The 18,461-nt window shown below is 72.2% G+C and carries 13 protein-coding genes; 8 read left to right on the top strand and 5 right to left on the bottom strand.

Annotation, left to right across the window (positions count from 1 at the left end; translation table 11 throughout):
* Positions 1 to 2: 2 nt before the first annotated feature.
* Together GFJ45_RS03235 and GFJ45_RS03240 are read left to right on the top strand one after the other, a co-directional pair.
* Entirely contained in the window at positions 3 to 788 is a 786-nt protein-coding gene (locus GFJ45_RS03235; RefSeq protein ID WP_228386408.1) for a 2-keto-4-pentenoate hydratase, read from the top strand.
* A 255-nt stretch (positions 789 to 1,043) separates the two neighbouring features.
* On the top strand, positions 1,044 to 2,885 hold the full coding sequence (locus GFJ45_RS03240; RefSeq protein ID WP_228386414.1) for a calcineurin-like phosphoesterase C-terminal domain-containing protein: 1,842 nt from the start codon (positions 1,044 to 1,046) through the stop codon (positions 2,883 to 2,885).
* A gap of 89 nt (positions 2,886 to 2,974) precedes the next feature.
* On the opposite strand, the gene GFJ45_RS03245 is transcribed toward GFJ45_RS03240, so the two are convergent.
* The gene (locus tag GFJ45_RS03245) at positions 2,975 to 3,526 is read right to left on the bottom strand and encodes a hypothetical protein (RefSeq protein ID WP_153394100.1); all 552 of its coding nucleotides are present in this window, start codon (positions 3,524 to 3,526) and stop codon (positions 2,975 to 2,977) included.
* A gap of 295 nt (positions 3,527 to 3,821) precedes the next feature.
* On the opposite strand from GFJ45_RS03245, the gene GFJ45_RS03250 reads away from it, so the two are divergent.
* Positions 3,822 to 5,642 carry a calcineurin-like phosphoesterase C-terminal domain-containing protein gene (locus tag GFJ45_RS03250; protein WP_153394102.1) on the top strand — a complete coding sequence of 607 codons (1,821 nt, stop codon included), beginning with the start codon at positions 3,822 to 3,824 and terminating at the stop codon, positions 5,640 to 5,642.
* A gap of 80 nt (positions 5,643 to 5,722) precedes the next feature.
* Here GFJ45_RS03250 and GFJ45_RS03255 read toward each other — a convergent pair whose 3' ends face one another.
* A complete protein-coding gene (locus tag GFJ45_RS03255) occupies positions 5,723 to 7,024 on the bottom strand; it encodes an aspartate aminotransferase family protein (RefSeq protein WP_153394104.1) in 1,302 nt (433 codons plus the stop codon).
* Between the two features lie 141 nt (positions 7,025 to 7,165).
* On the opposite strand from GFJ45_RS03255, the gene GFJ45_RS03260 reads away from it, so the two are divergent.
* From GFJ45_RS03260 to GFJ45_RS03275, 4 genes are all read left to right on the top strand, one after another.
* Complete coding sequence (locus GFJ45_RS03260) at positions 7,166 to 8,503, top strand: four-carbon acid sugar kinase family protein (protein ID WP_194288497.1); 1,338 nt, start codon at positions 7,166 to 7,168, stop codon at positions 8,501 to 8,503.
* Positions 8,500 to 9,546 carry a 4-hydroxythreonine-4-phosphate dehydrogenase PdxA gene (pdxA, locus tag GFJ45_RS03265; protein WP_153394109.1) on the top strand — a complete coding sequence of 349 codons (1,047 nt, stop codon included), beginning with the start codon at positions 8,500 to 8,502 and terminating at the stop codon, positions 9,544 to 9,546. Before GFJ45_RS03260 ends, pdxA begins: the two co-directional genes overlap by 4 nt.
* Positions 9,547 to 9,731: 185 nt before the next feature.
* Positions 9,732 to 10,832 (top strand): flavin-containing monooxygenase, encoded by a 1,101-nt coding sequence (locus GFJ45_RS03270; protein WP_153394111.1) that lies wholly within the window; start codon positions 9,732 to 9,734, stop codon positions 10,830 to 10,832.
* On the top strand, positions 10,813 to 12,543 hold the full coding sequence (locus tag GFJ45_RS03275; RefSeq protein ID WP_228386415.1) for a helix-turn-helix transcriptional regulator: 1,731 nt from the start codon (positions 10,813 to 10,815) through the stop codon (positions 12,541 to 12,543). Before GFJ45_RS03270 ends, GFJ45_RS03275 begins: the two co-directional genes overlap by 20 nt.
* Positions 12,544 to 12,659: 116 nt before the next feature.
* Here the strand turns inward: GFJ45_RS03275 and GFJ45_RS03280 are convergent, their stop codons facing one another.
* On the bottom strand, positions 12,660 to 13,916 hold the full coding sequence (locus GFJ45_RS03280; protein ID WP_153394113.1) for an adenylate/guanylate cyclase domain-containing protein: 1,257 nt from the start codon (positions 13,914 to 13,916) through the stop codon (positions 12,660 to 12,662).
* Between the two features lie 338 nt (positions 13,917 to 14,254).
* Here GFJ45_RS03280 and GFJ45_RS03285 point away from each other — a divergent pair, with 338 nt between their 5' ends.
* The gene (locus tag GFJ45_RS03285) at positions 14,255 to 15,520 is read left to right on the top strand and encodes a DEAD/DEAH box helicase (protein WP_153394115.1); all 1,266 of its coding nucleotides are present in this window, start codon (positions 14,255 to 14,257) and stop codon (positions 15,518 to 15,520) included.
* A gap of 42 nt (positions 15,521 to 15,562) precedes the next feature.
* Here the strand turns inward: GFJ45_RS03285 and GFJ45_RS03290 are convergent, their stop codons facing one another.
* Positions 15,563 to 16,792 (bottom strand): metal-dependent hydrolase family protein, encoded by a 1,230-nt coding sequence (locus GFJ45_RS03290; RefSeq protein ID WP_153394117.1) that lies wholly within the window; start codon positions 16,790 to 16,792, stop codon positions 15,563 to 15,565.
* 17 nt (positions 16,793 to 16,809) lie between these two features.
* Positions 16,810 to 18,396: an AbgT family transporter gene (locus GFJ45_RS03295; protein ID WP_153394119.1), complete on the bottom strand. Its 1,587-nt coding sequence runs from the start codon at positions 18,394 to 18,396 to the stop codon at positions 16,810 to 16,812.
* Positions 18,397 to 18,461: the final 65 nt, after the last annotated feature.

Consider the following 18,461-nt stretch of genomic DNA (forward strand, 5'->3'; position numbering starts at 1 on the left):
GCGTGCTGACCGAGACGGCGAGCCGGCGGGCGTTCGAGGTGCTGTGGGGGGCCGACCAGTCGGGACACACGGTGCCGGCCATCCCCGAGGAGGTGAGACCGCGCACCCGGGCGGACGGCTACGCCGTGCAGGCGCACTTCGAGTCGGTCACCGACGGCCTGGCCGGGTGGAAGATCGCAGCCACCTCCGAGGCCGGGCAACGCCACATCGGCACCAGCGGTCCGCTGGCCGGTCGGGTGCTCGGCGAGCGCGTCATCGCGCCCAGTGAGGCCATCTCGCTGGCGGGCAACTTCATGCACCTGGTCGAGCTGGAGTTCGCCTTCCGGCTGGGCGCCGACCTCACGCCGCGTCCCACCGACTACAGCCAGCAGGAGGTGCTCGAGGCCACCACCGAGCTGCTGCTGGCATGGGAGGTGCCCAGCACCCGCTACGACGCCGTGGCCAGCGTCGGTGAGGCCCAGCTCATCGCCGACAACGCCTGCGGGTTCCACCTGACGTACTCGACCGCGGCCGAGCAGGCCTGGAAGGACGCCGACCTGGCCAGTCAGGTCGTCCGGGCGTCCAGCAGCTCCGGCCGGGTGCACGACGGCATCGGCAGCCGCTGCCTGGGCGACCCGAAGGCGGCGCTGACCTGGCTGGTCAACGAGGTCTCCGGGCTCGGCATCACGCTCCAGGCTGGGCAGCTGGTGACCACGGGCACCTGCATCGACCCGATGCCGGTCGCGCCCGGCGACACCGTCACCGGCGACTGGGGTCGGTTCGGCACCCTCCAGGTGACCTTCTGCTGAGTCCCCCGGCAGGCTCCCCACAGCGCTGAGCGGTCCGCGGCTGCAGCCCACATCCGCGTAGAGCCGCTCCCGGGCGGGCTCTCTGCCGGGCCTTGACGTCGCGGCGACCTCCCGTTGACCGGCACGTGCGCGTGTCCTTGCGAGCAGTTCGCGTCGATGTGGGGAGGTCGCTGCGTCGGGTTCACCCGTCCTCGCCAGAGTCCAGTGCGGGCCGGCCACAGGGGCCGGTCTGCACATCACACGGAGGAGATCCACGTGAACCCGAACTCTGGCTCAGCCGGCACCCCGCCCCGCCGGTCGGTCCACCTGACCACGGGCGCCCTGGTCCTCACCTGCTCTGCCGCGCTGCTCGCACCCGCGGTCAGCAGCGCTGTCCCCTCGGGCACCGGGCGCGCCGCGCCGCCTGCCCCGGCGGCCGGCGCCGACTGGGAGGAGACCGCCTACCGCGGCGGCGTCGACGTCGTGGAGGGGCCCGACGAGGACCAGGACGTCCTGGACGGCACCGTCTTCGTCGACCGCAACCGCAACTCGGTGCAGGACGACAACGAGCGCGGCCTCGCTGGCGTGACGGTCTCGAACGGCCGGGACGTCACCACGACGGACAGCCAGGGCCGCTACCAGCTCCCGGTCGAGGACAACATGACTGTCTTCGTCACCCAGCCCCGCGGCTACCAGGTGCCGGTCGACGAGGACAACGTCGCCCAGTTCCACTACCACCACCTGCCCGAGGGCAGCCCCGAGCTGCGCTACGGCGGTCTCGAGCCCACCGGTCCGACGCCTGACCAGGTGAACTTCCCCCTGGTGACCCGCACCGAGACCCGCCTCCCCGAGCAGCACTGCCTGATCGGCGGCGACGTGCAGACCTACACCCAGCAGCACGTGGAGTTCGCGCGCAACGGTGCGTTCGCCGACCTGGCCGAGCGCAGCGACTACACCGGCTGCGGCGCGCTCTTCATCGGCGACGTCGTCGGTGACGACCTCTCGCTCTACCCGCAGACGCGGGAGCTGGCCAGCATGCTGAACGGTCCGGCCAGGTTCCTCCCGGGCAACCACGACCTGGACTTCGACGCGGCCACCAGCGAGCACAGCTTCGACACCTTCAAGGCGCAGCTCGCGCCGGAGTACTACTCCTATGACTCCGGCAAGGTGCACGTCGTGGCGCTGAACACGGTCGACTACCCGACCACCGGCGGCTACAACGGTGCGCTGGACGAGCGGCAGCTGGAGTGGCTGCGCAACGACATCGCCCAGGTGCCGGAGAACCGGCTCATCGTGCTGGCCGCCCACATCCCGCTGCTGGACTTCGCCGACTCCACCAGCACCAAGCACCAGGTGGACCAGGTCCGCGAGATCTACCAAATCCTCGAGGGTCGCGAGGTCGTCGCGCTGGGCGGGCACACGCACAGCATCGAGAACATGCGCGAGGGCGACAGCCTGGCCGGCTGGTCCGACGTCTTCGGGGTCGACGGGCTGCCGTTCACCCACATCACCTCCGGGGCCATCTCCGGTGACTGGTACTCCGGCCGGATGCTGGCGGAGGGTTACCCGACCGCGATCCAGCGCGACGGCGGCCGGCCTGGCGTGCTGACCCTGGACATCAAGAACACCGAGGTCACCGAGCGCTTCACTGTCAGAGGAGAGGACGAGGCCGAGCAGCTGGCGCTCGGCCTGAACACCCCGCGCTACCGCGACTGGTTCGAGGCGAACAAGAGCGACGCGGGCTCCGCGCCGCAGTTCCAGGACCCGCTGGCCGTCGACCAGGATGAGCTGTCCGCGACCTGGCTGACCACCAACTTCTGGATGGGCTCCACCGGGTCCACCGTGGAGGTGTCGATCGACGGCGGCGAGCCGGTAGCGGCCGAGCGCACCCAGCCGATGGAGGGAGAGGCCGTGCGCGTGGGCGCCGAGTGGTCCGACCCGGTCGCCGTCCAGGAGCAGCTCGTCCACGGCGGCAGCCTGGCCGACCGGAGCATGCACCTGTGGCGCCTGCCGCTGCCGGCCGACCTGGCCGCCGGTGAGCACACCGCCGAGGTCACCGCGACCGACGTCCACGGCCGGACCTACACCGAGACCCTCACCTTCGAGGTCACCGAGTGAGCGACGCCCGTCGGTAACCACTGCGAGCCGGCACCCGCTCGGTCCCAACCCGGTCCGGGCGGGTGCCGGACCCCTGACATGGGCTCACCTCACCGCGCGGCTGCGCACGTGTCCACCAGCACCGCGAGGCCCTGCCGGGCCGACTCCTCGGCGCACCGCACCCGGTCCTGCATGACGCGTGCGGCCTCGAGCGCCTCGATGGCGCGCTGCTCCGCCGCCCGACACGCCTCGACACCGTGGTCACGGTCCCGCCGGCCCGCCTCCTGGTCGCCGTGGTAACCCTCCACCTCGGCTGCGGCCAGCTCCGCGGCCCGGTCCAGCAGCCACCGGTAGGACGTCCTGGCCTTCTTCGGTGTCGTCTTGCGAGCCAACGCCCCCACCTCCTCCTTGACCGACTCGCGCATGAAGACGAGCGGGTCTGACTGGTACCACCGCCCGGCCTTCTCCTCCAGGGCGCGTGCCAGGCGGTCCCGGGCGTCGGCGACCTCGCGCTCGGCCTCGCGCACTGTCGCGTCTGCGGCGTCGCGGTGGGGGGCGAAGCGCAGGTCCAGGGCATAGGCCAACTGCTCCCGCTCCGCTACGTCGATGCCACCATCGCGACCGGGATCTGCTGCGGTCGTCTTGCGGTCGTGCCCAGCCATAGCCGTTCCTCATCGTGGACGCTCGTGGGCACCCACCCTCTCATCCACTGCCCCGCGCCCCGCCCCAAAGCCCGCGACCGCGCCAGCCGCAGGGTCCGCAGCCCTACCAGTCCTTGACGTCGTGGCGACCTGGGGTTGACCAGCACGTCCGTCGCCCCTTGTCCCCGGTTCGCGTCGATGTGGGCCGGACGAAGCGTGCGGTTCACCTGGCCTCACCACAGTCCGGGGTGGCCGGCCGAAGGGGTCGGCGCACACGCACCGAGGAGACCCAGTGAACCCAACCTCTGGACCACCGATGACCCGATCCACCCGCTCGGTACGGCTGACCACCGGCGCGCTGGTGCTCAGCTGCTCCGCCGCGCTGCTGGCACCGGCGATCAGCAGCGCCGCCCCCGCCGACAGCGCCCCGCCCGCGCCCACCTCCCCGGGGACCGACTGGGACGAGGCCGCCTACCGCGGCTCCGTGGACGTCGTCGAGGGCCCCGACGGGGACCAGGAGACGGTCGACGGCACCGTCTTCGTCGACCAGGACCACGACTCGGTCCAGGACGCGGACGAGCGCGGCCTCGGCGGCGTGACCGTGGCCAACGGCCGCGACGTCACCACCACCGACAGCCACGGCCGCTACCAGCTGCCCGCCTACGACAACATGACGGTCACCGTCACCCAGCCCCGCGGCTACCAGGTGCCGGTCGACGAGCACAACGTGGCGCAGTTCCACTACCACCACCTGCCGGAGGGCTCGCCGGAGCTGCGCTACGGCGGCATCGCCCCGACCGGGCCACTGCCCGACGAGGTCAACTTCCCGCTGGCCAGGAGCAGGTCCACGCAGTCACCGGAGCAGCACTGCGCGATCGGCGCGGACGTGCAGACCTACAACCTGGACCAGGTGGAGTACGCCCGCAACGGGGTCTTCACCGACTTGGCCGAGCGGAGCGACTACGCCGGCTGCGGCGCGCTGTTCATCGGCGACGTCGTGGGCGACGACCTGTCGCTGTTCTCGCAGACCCGCGAGCTCACCAGCATGCTCAACGGTCCGGCCCGGTTCCTGCCGGGCAACCACGACCTGGACTTCGACTCCTCGGCCCGGGAGCACAACTTCGACACCTTCCGCGCCCAGCTGGGCCCGGAGTACTTCTCCTACGACTCCGGCAAGGCCCACGTCGTCGCGCTGAGCTCGATCGAGTACCCGACGACGCGGCCGCCGAGCAAGGGCGACTACACCTACGGACTCGGTGAGCGCCAGCTGGAGTGGCTGCGCAACGACATCGCGGCGGTGCCCGAGAACCGGCTCATCGTGCTGGCTTCGCACAGCCCGCTGCTGGAGTTCTGGTACAGCGACTCCCACCGCACCAAGCAGCTGCAGGAGATCTACCAGATCCTCGAGGGCCGTGAGGTGGTCGCCGTCAGCGGGCACACCCACATGTCGGAGAACCTGCGCGAGGGCGACCTCATGGCCGGCTGGACCGGGCTCGTCGGCGAGGAGGGGCTGCCGTTCCCGCACCTGACCGTCGGGGCGGTGTCGGGCCACTGGTACGCCGGCCGGCTGCTCGAGGAGGGCTACCCGACCGCCGTCCAGCGCGACGGCACGCCCCCCGGCGTGCTGACCCTCGACATCAAGAACACCGAGGTCACCGAGCGCTACACCGTGCGCGGCGCGGACGAGTCCCGGCAGCTGGCGCTCGGCCTGAACAGCCCGAGGTACCGCGACTGGTTCGAGGCGAACGAGAGCGACGCGGGCTCCGCGCCGCAGTTCCAGGACCCGCTGGCCGTCGGCCAGGACGCGCTGTCCGGCACCTGGCTCACCACCAACTTCTGGATGGGCTCCACCGGGTCCACCGTGGAGGTGTCGATCGACGGCGGCGAGCCGGTAGCGGCCGAGCGCACCCAGCCGATGGAGGGAGAGGCCGTGCGCGTCGGGGCCGAGTGGTCCGACCCCGTGGCCAACCAGGAGACGCTGCCCCACGGCGGCGGTGTGGTCGACCGGACGATGCACCTGTGGCGCCTGCCGCTGCCGGCCGACCTGGCCGTCGGCGAGCACACCGCCGAGGTCACCGCGACCGACGTCCACGGCCGGACCTACACCGAGACCCTCACCTTCGAGGTCACCGAGTGACCGACGCCGCTCACTGACGCCGGATCCCGGTGCCGGCACCACGGGTCTCGCGGCCCGGGTGCCGGCACCGGTGCGTGTGGTCAGCCCGCGGCCAGCGCCTTGCCGAGCGCGGTGTCCAGGATGTCCAGCCCGAGGTCCAGCTCCGCCTCACTGATCGTGAGCGGCGGCGCCATCCGGAAGACGCCGCCCATGCCGGGCAGCTGGACGATGTTCATGTGCAGGCCCAGTTCCAGGCACTCCCGGGTGGCCCGCTGCCCGAGGTCCTCGGCCGGGGTCTTGGTCTCCCGGTCGGTGACCAGCTCGATGCCCTGCATCAGCCCCCGGCCTCGCACGTCCCCGACGCACTCGAACCGCTGGTGCAGCTCCAGCAGCCCGGCCCGCAGCCGGTCCCCCAGCGCCTCGGCCCGCTGGGCCAGGCCCTGCTCCTCGATGACCCGCAGCACCGTGCAGCCGACGGCGGCCGGCAGCGGGTCGGACACGTGCGTGGTGAAGAACAGGTAGCCGCGGTCGTGGCAGCGTTCCTCGATCTCCGCGCTGGTGACCACCGCCGCGAGCGGCAGACCGGCGCCCAGGGTCTTGGAGAGGGTGAGGATGTCGGGGACGATGCCGTCGCGCTCGAAGGCGAACATCGCGCCGGTCCGGCCCAGCCCGGTCTGCGCCTCGTCCAGGATCAGCAGCATCCCGCGCTCGCGGCACTTGGCCTGCAGGGCCGCCAGGTAGCCCTGCGGCAGGTCGATCAGGCCGCCGGAGCTGAGGATCGGCTCGACGAGGCACGCGGCCAGGCTGCCGGTGGACTGCCGGTCCACCAGGTCGAAGGCGTAGTCCAGCTCGGCCCGCCAGTCGTCGCCGCCGGCGGACCCGAACCGCCCGCGGTACAGGTCAGGGGTCGGGATGGCGATGTTGCCCGGCAGCGGCGGCCCGTACCCGCGCCGGCCGGTGCTGTAGGTCGCGCCGGCCGCTGCCGACGTCATGCCGTGCCAGGAGCGGTCGAAGCTGACCACCTCGTAGCCGCCGGTCACCAGCTTGGCCATCTTGACCGCGGCCTCGTTGGCCTCGGCGCCGGTGGTGAGCAACAGCGAGCGCTGCAGCGGCTCGGGGGTCACCTCCGCCAGGGAGCGGGCCAGGTCGACCACCGGACGGCTGAGCATCCCGCTGAAGAGGTGGTCCAGCTGGGAGGCCCACTCGTGCACCGTGCGCACGACCTCGGGGTGGCCGTGGCCGAGGATGGCGCTCATCTGGCCCGAGGTGAAGTCCAGGATCGCCCGGCCACCGGCGTCGTAGACGTAGGAGCCCTCGGCCCGGTCGATGACGGCCGGCACGAAGTCGGCCCCGTAGCGCACCAGGTGCCGCTCCACGTCCTGCCAGAAGTCACGATCGCTCATGGGAGGCGTCCTCTCGCCGGGTGCGTGCGCCTCCTCAGCATGGCACCCGGGACCACCGGGCTCGACCGCGTGGTGCCCCCGCCGACGGAGCGGGCGGCTGTGCCAGCATGTCCGACATCCGACGAATCGCAGGAGGTGGCGGTGCAGCCGGCGAGCGCCCCAGCACCCGGGTCGGCCGAGGCCGCCCACGGCGGCGTCACCCTGCTGGCCGACGACCTCACCGGCGCAGCCGACTCGGTGGTCGCGTTCGCCGACGCGGGCTGGGACTCCTACCTGGTGCTCTCCCCCGCTCCGGTAGCGGTCGGGGGCACCGGACCCGGCGCGGTCGTCGCCCGCAGCCTGGACACCCGCGCCGTCGACGACGAGACCGCACGGACCCGCACCCGTGAGGCGGTGACGGGGCAGGTCCCGCCGGACGGCCGCCTCTACCTGAAGGTCGACTCCACGGTGCGCGGCACGGTCGCCGCCCAGGTGGCCGGCGCCCTGGAGGGGTGGCGCGAGCGGCACCGGGGCGCCTTCGCCGTCGTCTGCCCGGCGTACCCGGCGATGGGCCGCACCGTCGAGGACGGGATGGTCCTCGTGCGTGGCGAGCCGGTGCACCTCGGCCCCGCCGGCCGCGACCCGGTCACGCCCGTCACCAGCTCGGGAGTCGAGGACCTGCTCCCAGGAGCGGTGTACGCGGCGCCCTCACCCGACCCGGCCGAGCTCGCCCACGCGCTGCGCCGGCTGGGCCGGCACCACGACGTGGTCTGCGTCGGGGCGAGCACCGAGCAGCATCTGGACGCTCTCGCGGCCGCGCTGACGCTGCTGGGGCCGGTGGCGGTGCCCGCCGGCTCGGCCGGACTGGCGCAGCGGGTCGCGCGGCACTGGCGACCGGAGTCGTCGGAGGGCGCGCCCGATGACCAGACGGGGCCCCGCCAGGACCGCGAGCCAGGCCGGGTGGAGGCGCCGCCACTGGTGGTGGTGTCCTCGCTGCACGACGTGGCTCTGGAGCAGGTGCGCGCGGCTGGGCAGGCGCTCGGCCCCGCGGTCGCCGTGCGGACGCCGCCCGCCGAGACGCTCGCCGACCACGCCGCTACCCGGGACTGGGCGGCACGGGTGGCCGACGAGGTCGGCACCCGGACCGCCCTGGTGGTCACGGCTCCCTCCCCCAGGCCAGACGCACCGGCCCTGACCGGGCGGGAGGTCGCCGCCGCGCTCGCCGCGGCCGCCGGCACGCTGATGTTGCACCAGGACGCGGACCGGTTCGGGTCGCTCGCCCTGGTCGGCGGGGACGGTGCCGCCGCGGTGCTGGCCGCGCTCGGCGCGTCGGCGGTGCGCGTCACCGGTTCGGCGGCCGAGGGGGTCCCGGTCGGACGGATCACCGGTGGCGACCGTGACGGGCTGACCGTCGTGACCAAGGCCGGCGGGTTCGGCGATGCTGAGACCCTGACCATCATCCTGCGGACCCTGGAGCCCCACCAGAAGGAGACACCGTGAGCAGCACGCCCGTCCTCGGCATCACGCTCGGCGACGTCGCCGGCATCGGCCCGGAGATCACCGCCCGCACCCTGCTGCACCACCCCGAGCTGCGCGAGAAGTCGGTGCCCGTTGCCGTCGGCGACGCCGGCGCGCTCCGCCGCGGGTGCCAGGCGATCGGCGAGGACCCCGACAAGGTGCGCGTCCTCGAGCACCCCAGCCAGGCCAGCAACGACCCTGGACTCGCCGAGGTGGTGCAGGTCGGCCCGGGGATGTCGGAGGTCCCGTGGGGCGAGCTCAGCTCCGAGGCCGGGGACGGCTCCTACCGGTTCGTGGTCGCGGCCTGCGACCTGGCCAAGGAGGGCGCGATCGACGGCATCGTCACCGCGCCGCTGAACAAGGCGGCGATGCACCAGGGCGGCCACAAGTACCCGGGGCACACCGAGCTGCTGGCCGAGCAGTTCGACGTCACCAACTTCTCGCTGGTGCTCTCGGCGGGCGAGCTGTTCCTCTTCCACCTCACCACGCACGTCTCGCTGCGGGAGGCGATCGAGCGGGTCACCGAGGAGCGGACCACGGCCGTGATCGACCTGGCGCACGCGTTCGGCCGGGCGCTGGGCCGACCGGACGAGCCGATCGCGGTGACCGGCCTGAACCCCCACGCCGGGGAGAACCGGCTCTTCGGCGACGAGGACGCCGACGTGCTCACCCCCGCGATCGAGGCCGCCGTGGCGCGCGGCATCGACGCCCGCGGGCCGCTCCCGGCCGACGCCGTCATCCCGCAGGCGGTGCGCGACAAGTGGAAGATGGTCGTCGTCTGCTACCACGACCAGGGGCACGCGCCGTTCAAGGCGGTCTACGGCGACGACGGCGTCAACATCACCGTCGGGCTCCCCGTGGTCCGCGTCAGCGTCGACCACGGGACCGCGTTCGACATCGCCGGGCAGGGTCTTGCCCGCGAGGGCAGCCTGGTGCTCGCCACCGAGCGCGCCGCCGCGCTGGCGCTCGGCTGGGGCGAGGTCTGGGAGACCGCCAAGGCCGGCGCAGGTGGCGACAAGGCCTAGCTGACCTCTCGGCGCCCTGGTCCAACGGAGGGTCGGCTCGTCTCGAGAAGCGGAGCCGGCATTCGACGGACCCAGAGCCGAGCCGCTCGGCGTTGACAATGGGTGGATCCACTCATCGACACGGGTGAGCGGATGGGCGTGCTGACCGATGTGGGGTGCGGTGCACCGTACCTAGCGTCGGTGGCATGACCACACAGCACATCGAGACCCTGATCATCGGCGCCGGCCAGGCCGGCCTGTCCACCGGCTACCACCTGAAGCAGCTGGACCGGGAGTGCCTCATCGTCGACGGGCTCGACCGGGTCGGAGACAACTGGCGCCGTCACTACGACAGCCTCAGGCTGTTCACCCCGTCCCGGGCGAACAGCCTGGATGGCACGCCGTTCCCCGGCGATCCGTGGGCGTTCCCGACCAAGGACGAGTTCGCTGCCTACCTGGAGCTGTACGCCGTCGAGCACGACCTCCCCGTCCGGACACGGACCCGGGTCGACCGGCTGACCGCCCGCGAGGCCGGCGGGTTCGCCGCCACCCTGGGGGCAGAGGAGATCACCTGCGGGAACGTCGTGGTGGCCACCGGTACTTTCGGTCGTACGCCGCAGATCCCGGCCTTCGCCACCGAGATCGATCCCCAGATCCGGCAGGTCCACTCCAGCGAGTACCGCCGACCCTCTCAGCTGCCCGACGGGCCGGTGCTGGTCGTCGGCGCCTCGCACAGCGGGTTGGACATCGCCTACGAACTGGCCGAGACCCGGCCCACGACGCTCGTCGGACCCGACCGCGGGAACGTCCCCCTCGAGTGGGGCTCGCGCCGGTTCCGCGCGGCGTTCCCGGTCATCGAGTTCGCCTTCAACCACGTGCTCACCCGGCGTACGCCGATGGGACGTAAGACGATGCAGCAACTCCGCCACCACGGTGTCCCGCAGCTGCGTGTCAAGCGCCACCACCTCGGCGCGCGGGACGTGGACTGGATCACCGAGCACGTCGTGGGCGTCGCCGAGGGGCTGCCGTGTCTCGCGGACGGGCGCACCTTCGACATCGCGAGCATCGTCTGGGCCACCGGGTTCCGGCAGGTCTACGACTGGATCGACCTCCCGCTGCCGATCGAGGACGGTTGGCCGGTGGAGTATCGCGGCGTCGTCGACTCGGTGCCGGGCCTCTACTTCTGCGGCCTGGCCTTCCAGTACTGCTTCGCCTCGGGTGAGGTCAACGGCGTGGGCCGCGACGCGGCGTACCTCGCCCACCAGATCGCGGCTCGAACGGCGGCCCGTGCCCCCGCTGCCGTCTGATGATGCGCTGCCAGATCTTCCTGGCCATGAGGCTGCGGACCTCGCGCGCGGACGACTACCCTCGAATCGAGGTGGTGGCGCGATGAGCGTGGTCGACGATCTGCACCGGGCCCGTCAAGCCTACGAGCGCCGCGAGTGGGTGGCGGCGTACCGCGCGCTGTCGGACCTGGACGACACCCACCTGCAGGCGGACGACTTCGCTGCGCTGGCGATCACCGCGTTTCTCCTGGGCCGCCGCAACGACTGCGTCCAGGCGTTGCAGCGTGCCCACCAGGCCGAGCTCGGGGAGAACGACACGCTGGGAGCGGTCCGCGCGGCGTACTGGCTGGCGATGACCCTGTGGCAGGGCGGGGAGGCCGCCATCAGCAACGGCTGGATGGCCCGGGGCGAGCGGCTGCTCGAGGGTGTCTCGGAGGATGTGGTGGAGCGTGGCTATCTCCTCGAGCGGGCCACGTTCGGGCACGTCGCCAACGGGGAGTTCGCGGAGGCGGCCGCCGCCGCGCCAAAGGTGACCGAGTACGGCCGACGCTTCGGCGACCCCGACCTGACCGCCATGGGCCTCCACATGGAGGGTCGGCTGACCATCTTCTCCGGTCAGGTCGCCGACGGGCTCCGGCTCCTCGACGAGGCGATGGTGTGGGTCCTGGCCGGGGAGGTCTCACCCATCTTCTCCGGGGTGATCTACTGCTCGTGTGTCGAAGCCTGTCAGCAGGTCTCCGACTTCGGCCGGATGGGGGAATGGACGCATGCGCTGACCCTCTGGTGCGACAGCCAGCCCGGCCTGGTCGCGTTCACCGGTCAGTGTGCGGTCCACCGTGGCCAGTTGATGCGGTTGCACGGCGCCTATCGTGACGCGATCAGCGAGCTCGAACAGGCGGCCGGGCGGTATGCCGCGGCCGGGGGAAGTCCCGCAGTCGGACAGGCCCATTACGAGCGTGGCGAGACGCTGCGCATCGGGGGAGAGTACGACGCTGCCGAGGCTGCCTACACGGAAGCAGCCGAGTACGGCCACCCGGCCCAGCCCGGCCGGGCACTGCTGTGGCTGGCCCGTGGTCGACCGGATGCGGCGTCGGCCGCAATCCACCGCGTGGTGGCCGAGGTGCAGGATCCGGTGCACCGGTCGCAGATGCTGGCGGCTGCTGTCGACGTGCTGGTAGAGGTGGGGGAGCTCGAGGACGCCGCATCTTTGGCGGACCAGCTCTGCGGGTTCGGATCGGCCTTCGGCTGCACCGCGCTCCAAGCGGCCGGCGAGTACGCCAGAGCATCGGTCGCCATCGCGCGTGCCGAGGCCGAGGACGCGCTTGCGGCCGCCCGGAGCGGCGCCGACGCCTGGGCCCGGTTGTCCGCGCCGTACGAGGTGGCCCGGTGTCGCGTGCTGATCGGACGTGCGCTCCGACTCCTCGGCGACGCGGAGTCGGCGGCGGCCGAGCTGGCGGAGGCGCGGAGGGCGTTCGCCGGTCTCGGCGCCGCACCGGCCGAGCACGATGTCACTGTGCTCCTCGGGGATGCGCGGGCGCCCGGCGGCTTGAGTCCGCGTGAGATCGAGGTGCTGCGGCTGGTCGCCACGGGCAAAAGCAACCCCGAGATCGCGGCGGCGCTGGTGCTGTCGGAGAAGACGGTCGCCCGGCATCTGTCGAACATCTTCGCCAAGCTCGACGTGAGGTCCCGGACTGCGGCAGCGGCGTTCGCATTCGAGCACCACGTGGTCTGAGCCGCGACCCACCGTCGGACTTGCCGCACTGAGTGGCGCTCAGCGCCACCGTCAGGAGATCGCTCCAGGGACCGCTCATCTCCCAACCGTCCTCACCGTCCCAGTCCACCGGCTGATCACGCCGGTGTGACGTCCGCTCGGATGCCGTCGAGGACGAAGATTTCCACCGGCCCCTTGCCCTTGACCTCGGCGAGTCCTGTGCTGTGGAGGACGAAGCCCTCGCCGAGGGCGGCCGCTACCCGAGGCGTGACCTGGATCTCCCCCGGCCGGCCGTGCGACTGCATCCGGCTGGCCGTGTTGACGGTGTCACCCCACAGGTCGTAGCTGAACTTGCGGCGGCCGATCACCCCGGCCACGGCCGGGCCGGTGTCGATCCCGATCCGGACGTCGAGCCAGGACTCCCCCGTCTCCACCGCGATCGAGGCCATGTCCTCCCGCATCGCCAGCGCCACCCGGGCGACCGCCTGGACGTGCCCGTCCCGCGCCTCCGGCACCCCGCCGGCGACCATGTAGGCGTCACCGATGGTCTTGATCTTCTCCAGCCCCTCGGCGTCGGCGCGGTAGTCGAACGCGGTGAAGATACGGTCCAGCAGCGCCACCAGGTCCTCGGGTGCCATCACGAGCGCCCGCTGGGTGAACCCCACCAGGTCGGCGAACAGCACGCTGACGCTGTCGTGGCGCTCCGCGATGACCCCCGTCTCGCTCTTCAGGCGGCTGGCGATCGGCTGGGGCAGCACGTTGAGCAGCAGCCGCTCCGACCGCTCCCGCTCGAGCTCGAGGGCGCGGTGCACCCGAGCCCGCTGGTCCACGAAGTAGGCGAGCATGGCGTACGCACTCACCGTGGCGCCCACGACGTTCAGGACGAAGAAGAAGACCCGGACCCGGCGCGGCAGGTCCGCCGGTTCGTGGGCCAGCACCGGGTCGAGCACCGCCAGGACCAGCAACAGACCCAGGAACGCCGCCAGCCACACCAGCGACTTCTTCACCCCGAAGAGCGCCAGGGCCGCGAGCGGCACGAAGATCCCCCACAGGAACATGCCGCTGGAGGCGACGAACCCGCCGAGCGAGGCCTGCAGCAGCGCCGGCAGCACCAGCATCGTGACCAGCTGGGTGGTGCGGAAGAGGTCGAACCGGCGCGTCCGCGCCAGGAGGACGAGTCCGGTGACCGTGACCAGCTGGTACAGCAGCGGGATCGCCGCTGACCTCAGGTGGCCGAAGGCCAGGTAGGTACTCGTCCAGACCACCGAGATGAGGGCGATGAGCACCGACGCGAGCACGAGCGCGGCCGCGCGGAGGCGTTCGTCGCGGGAGTCGCCCGGACGCGCGCCCAGGTCGGACAGCCGGGCGACCAGGCCCTCGACTCGTCGCTTCATTCCCGCCCCCCGGTCACGCCGCCGGGCGCTAGGGACGCCACCCGCTCAGGGTATCGGAGCCGAACGCGATCGCGGATCACCGAGCGCCAATGCGGTGACCAGCGCACTCATGCCGTAGGCTGGTCGCAGGCCCCGTCCCCACGGGTGCCACCGGTGCCAGCCCGTTGCGTGGTGTCCGTTCCCAGCCGGGTTCGGCCGGTGGCCCGTCCCGCTGATGGCGGTGAGGCTCGTATGGCGCTCCGGCGCCGCCCCGCGGCACAGCCTGTTGCGAGCGCCGCACCGCCACTCCCGCGAACCCGCGATGTGGCCCGCTTCTGCCCGAAAGAGCACCCTTGACTGTGACGTCCCGTCCTGCCCGCTCCCGCCGCCGTCGCGGCGGGGCCTCCCCGGCCACGCCGGCCGCCGCGCCCGCCGCGGCGACTGCGACCGCGACGGCTGCCCCCAGCCCGACCGGCGCCACCAGCTTCACCGCCCTCGGCGTCCCGGCCTCCCTGGCCGACGTCCTCGCCCGGGACGGCATCACCACCCCGTTCCCCATCCAGGCCGCTACCCTGCCGGACGCGCTGGCCGGCCGTGACGTGCTGGGCCGTGGCCGCACCGGCTCCGGCAAGACGGTGGCGTTCGCGCTGCCGACCATCAACGCCCTCACCGGTCAGCGGGCCCGCCCGGGCTCCCCGCTCGGGCTCATCCTGGCGCCCACCCGCGAGCTGGCCAACCAGATCGCCGCGACCCTGAAGCCGCTGGCCGACGCCTCGGGCGTGCGCATCACGACCATCTACGGCGGCGTCAAGCAGGGCCCGCAGGTCTCGGCGCTGCGCTCCGGTGTCGAGCTCGTCATCGGCTGTCCCGGCCGGATCGAGGATCTGGTCCGACAGCAGCACCTCAGCCTGGGCCAGGTCCGGGTGACCGTGCTGGACGAGTGCGACCACCTGGCCGACCTCGGCTTCCTACCGGTGGTGCGGCGGCTGCTCGACACCACGCCGGCCGGCGGGCAGCGGCTGCTGTTCTCGGCCACGCTCGACGGCGCCATCGACAAGCTGGTGCGGACCTACCTGAGCAACCCGGTCACCCACAGCGTCGACGCGGTAGCGGCGGCGCCGGTCCCGATGACCCACCACCTGCTGCGGGTGGAGCAGGCCGACAAGCGCCAGGTCGTCACCCAGCTGGCCACCGGCCCCGGTCGGCGGATCCTGTTCACCCGCACCAAGCACGGGGCCAAGAAGCTGGCCCGGCAGCTGACCGCGTCGGGCGTGCCGGCGGTGGACCTGCACGGCAACCTCGCCCAGAACGCCCGGACCCGAAACCTGGCGGCGTTCAGCAGCGGCCAGGTCCGCGTCCTGGTCGCCACCGACATCGCGGCCCGCGGCATCCACGTCGACGACGTCGAGCTGGTCGTGCACGTGGACCCGCCCGCCGAGCACAAGGCCTACCTGCACCGCTCCGGCCGCACCGCCCGCGCCGGTGCCGCCGGTGCCGTCGTGACGGTCGTCCTGCCCGAGCAGGCCGGTGAGGTCGCCGCGCTGACCCGCAAGGCGAAGATCACCGCGACCACCGCTACCGCCCGGCCCGGCGACGCCCACGTGAACAAGCTGGCCGCGGCCTAGCGGCCTCACGGCGGTCCCGGCCGGAGCTCTGGCCGGGACCGCTCAGCCGGGCACCCCGGCACCGGCGCCCGCGGGAAGCACCTGCCGCCCGGCCTGGTAGACCGCCTCGACCCGTGAGCTCAGCCCGGTGACGTCGAGCGCCTTCCCACGCGCGATGACGAGGTCGGCCTGCTTGCCCGGCAGCAGCGAGCCGACGCGGTCACCGACACCCAGCAGGTCGGCGGCCGAACCGGTCGCCGCGTGCAGCGCCTGCACCGGGGGCAGCCCGTACTCCACGAGCAGCTCGATCTCCGTCAGGTTGTCCCCGTGCGGCCACAGCGGGGCGTCCGAGCCCGCCGCGAACCTGACTCCCGCCTGGATCGCCCGCCGCATCGTCGAGGCACGGCTGGCCTCGGTCTCGGCGAGCTTGTCGAGCACGTGCGCCGGGTAGCCGGCGCCCGCCTCGACCGACCTGGCCAGCCCCGCGCCGGCGGCCAGCGTCGGGACCAGCCACGTCCCGCGCTGCACCATCAGCTCCAGCGTCTCGTCGTCGAGGTCCTGGCCGTGCTCGATAGAGCGGACGCCGTGGCGGACGGCGGTCTTGGCCCCTGCTGCGCTGGCGTGCGCCATGACACCCAGGCCGGCCGCGCTGGCCTCCGCCACCAGCATCTCGATCTCGTCGTCGCGGAACTGCGGCGTGCCCGCTCCCGGCCCCGCTGACATCACCCCGCCACTGGTGGCCACCTTGATCACGCCCGCACCCGCGCGCACCAGCTCGCGCACCTTGTGGCGCACCTGCTCGGGCCCGTCCACGACCGCCCGCGGCCGGCCCGGGTGGGGCGGCGTGAAGTCCAGGACGCAGGTCGAGGGCAGCCACGGGTCCCAGTGGCCCCCCGTCTGAGTCACCACGTTCAGCGACACCTGCAGGGCCGGGCCGGCGATGAGGCCCCGCTGCTGGGCGACGTGCATGCCGTGGTCGGCGCCACCGGCGTCCCTGGCCGTCGTCACCCCCGCCGCGAGCGTCCGGCGCATGTTCGCCGCGGCCTCGTAGAACTGCAGCGAGAACGGCTGCCGGGCGGCCTCGGCCACGTCGTTGGTGCTCATCGTCAGGTGGACGTGGCAGTCGAAGAACCCGGGCAGGACCGCCTTCCCCGCGCAGTCAACGCCCTCGTCACCGTCGAGACCCACGCCGACGTCGACGATGACGCCGTCCTCCACCGCCACGTCGGCGACTGCCGGTGCGGCCCGGGAGCCGTCATAGACCTCCCCGCCCTGCAGCACGAACCGGGTCATGGCTCGGTCACCGCCGCTCAGCGGACCGGGGCACCGGGGCCGATCGGGATGCCGAGGGCGTACCAGAGCAGGAAGAACGCGGTCCAACCGAAGAACACCGCGATGGAGACGGGCAGCGTCATCGACAGCAGCGTGCCGATCCCGGCGTCGCGGCGGTAGCGCTGCAGGTAGGTCAGCATCAGCGCGAAGTACACGTTCAGCGGGGTGATCAGGTTGGAGGCGGAGTCACCGATGCGGAACAGCATCTGGCTCACCTCGGGGCTCACGCCCAGCAGCATCATCGCCGGCACGATGACCGGCGCCATCAGCGTCCACTGCGCCGACCCGCTGGTGATGAACAGGTTGAGCAGGTAGGTCATCACGATGACGACGATGAACAGCACCACCGTGGCCAGGCCCATCGACTCGATGAGGTCGGCTCCCGAGACGGCCAGGATGGTGCCGATGTTGGACCACTCGAACCACGCGATGAACTGGGCGGCCGCGAAGAACAGCACCAGCACCGGGGCGATGTCCTTCATCCCGTTGACCATGAACTCGGGCAGCTGGGTCCAGGAGGAGATGGTGCCGACCGTGACGCCGTAGGCCACCCCCAGCGCCACGAACATCAGCGCGATGAGGACCGAGACGTGCAGCAGCACCGGGCCGGTGAGGATGCCGCCCTCCTCCCCTCGCAGCGGTGAGCCCGGGATGGCGACCAGCGCCGCGATCGCCGCCAGGAAGGCCACGAGCGCCAGCGCCGCGTTCCGCAGGCCGCGCTTCTCCGCAGCGCTCAACCGCATCGACTCCAGGTCCTCGAACTCCCCGCCCTCGCTCGCCTCCTCGGCGTCGTCAGTCGTCGCGCCCGGCGCGTAGGGGCCGTCCAGCTCGATGCGCTCGACGCGGGGGGCCACGTAGCGCTCCATGACGAGGGTGATGAGGGCGGCCAGGAAGACCGCGGAGGGGATCGTGAAATAGATGTTCGCCAATGGGGAGACGACGTAGTCCTCGTCCAGGATCTGCGCGGCGCTGGTGCTGATGCCGGCGTACAGCGGCTCCCCTGCGGTGATGAACAGGGAGGCGTTGAACCCGGCGTCGACGCTGGCGAACCCGACCGCGATACCGAACAGCGGACTGCGCCCCACCGCGAGGTAGGCCAGTGCCGCCAGCGGCGGCAGCACGACGACCACGGCGTCGGAGGCCACGGAGCCGGACACGCCGGTGATGGCCACGGCGAAGGTCAGCCACCGCCCGGAGACGCTGGTGACCACGCTGCGCACCGCCGTGGAGATGAGCCCGCTGCCCTCGGCGACCGCCACCCCCATCATCACGACCAGCACGATGCCCAGCGGCGGGAAGCCGGTGAAGTTGCTGATCGCCTCGGTGACGATCCGGCGTATCCCGTCCACCGACAGCAGGTTGACGACCGCGATCGTCTCGTTCTCGTTGGGTGAGGCCACGCTCACGTCCAGCAGCGAGAGCACCAGGCTCAGCACGAGGACGATCCCGCCGAGGATGAGGAACAGCCAGAACGGGTGCGGGATCCGGTTCCCGGCTCGCTCGATCATGTCGAGCATCCGGAACATGAGGCCTGAGCTGCGTGCGGACTCCTGCGTTGCGGTCATGCTCCCCTCCGTCCGTCGCGAAGGGTCCTGAGGGTAGTGCCGGGACGGCGGACCCGCACAGGGCC

It is taken from the genome of Ornithinicoccus halotolerans, from assembly GCF_009602535.1.
Taxonomy (GTDB): domain Bacteria; phylum Actinomycetota; class Actinomycetes; order Actinomycetales; family Dermatophilaceae; genus Ornithinicoccus; species Ornithinicoccus halotolerans.

Excerpts from the sequence above, each read along its gene's own strand:
- GFJ45_RS03245 (WP_153394100.1), bottom strand. The coding sequence starts at position 3,526 with ATGGCTGGGCACGACCGCAAGACGACCGCAGCAGATCCCGGTCGCGAT.
- GFJ45_RS03295 (WP_153394119.1), bottom strand. The coding sequence starts at position 18,396 with ATGACCGCAACGCAGGAGTCCGCACGCAGCTCAGGCCTCATGTTCCGG.
- GFJ45_RS03290 (WP_153394117.1), bottom strand. The coding sequence starts at position 16,792 with ATGACCCGGTTCGTGCTGCAGGGCGGGGAGGTCTATGACGGCTCCCGG.
- GFJ45_RS03255 (WP_153394104.1), bottom strand. The coding sequence starts at position 7,024 with ATGAGCGATCGTGACTTCTGGCAGGACGTGGAGCGGCACCTGGTGCGC.
- GFJ45_RS03270 (WP_153394111.1), top strand. The coding sequence starts at position 9,732 with ATGACCACACAGCACATCGAGACCCTGATCATCGGCGCCGGCCAGGCC.
- GFJ45_RS03250 (WP_153394102.1), top strand. The coding sequence starts at position 3,822 with ATGACCCGATCCACCCGCTCGGTACGGCTGACCACCGGCGCGCTGGTG.
- GFJ45_RS03280 (WP_153394113.1), bottom strand. The coding sequence starts at position 13,916 with ATGAAGCGACGAGTCGAGGGCCTGGTCGCCCGGCTGTCCGACCTGGGC.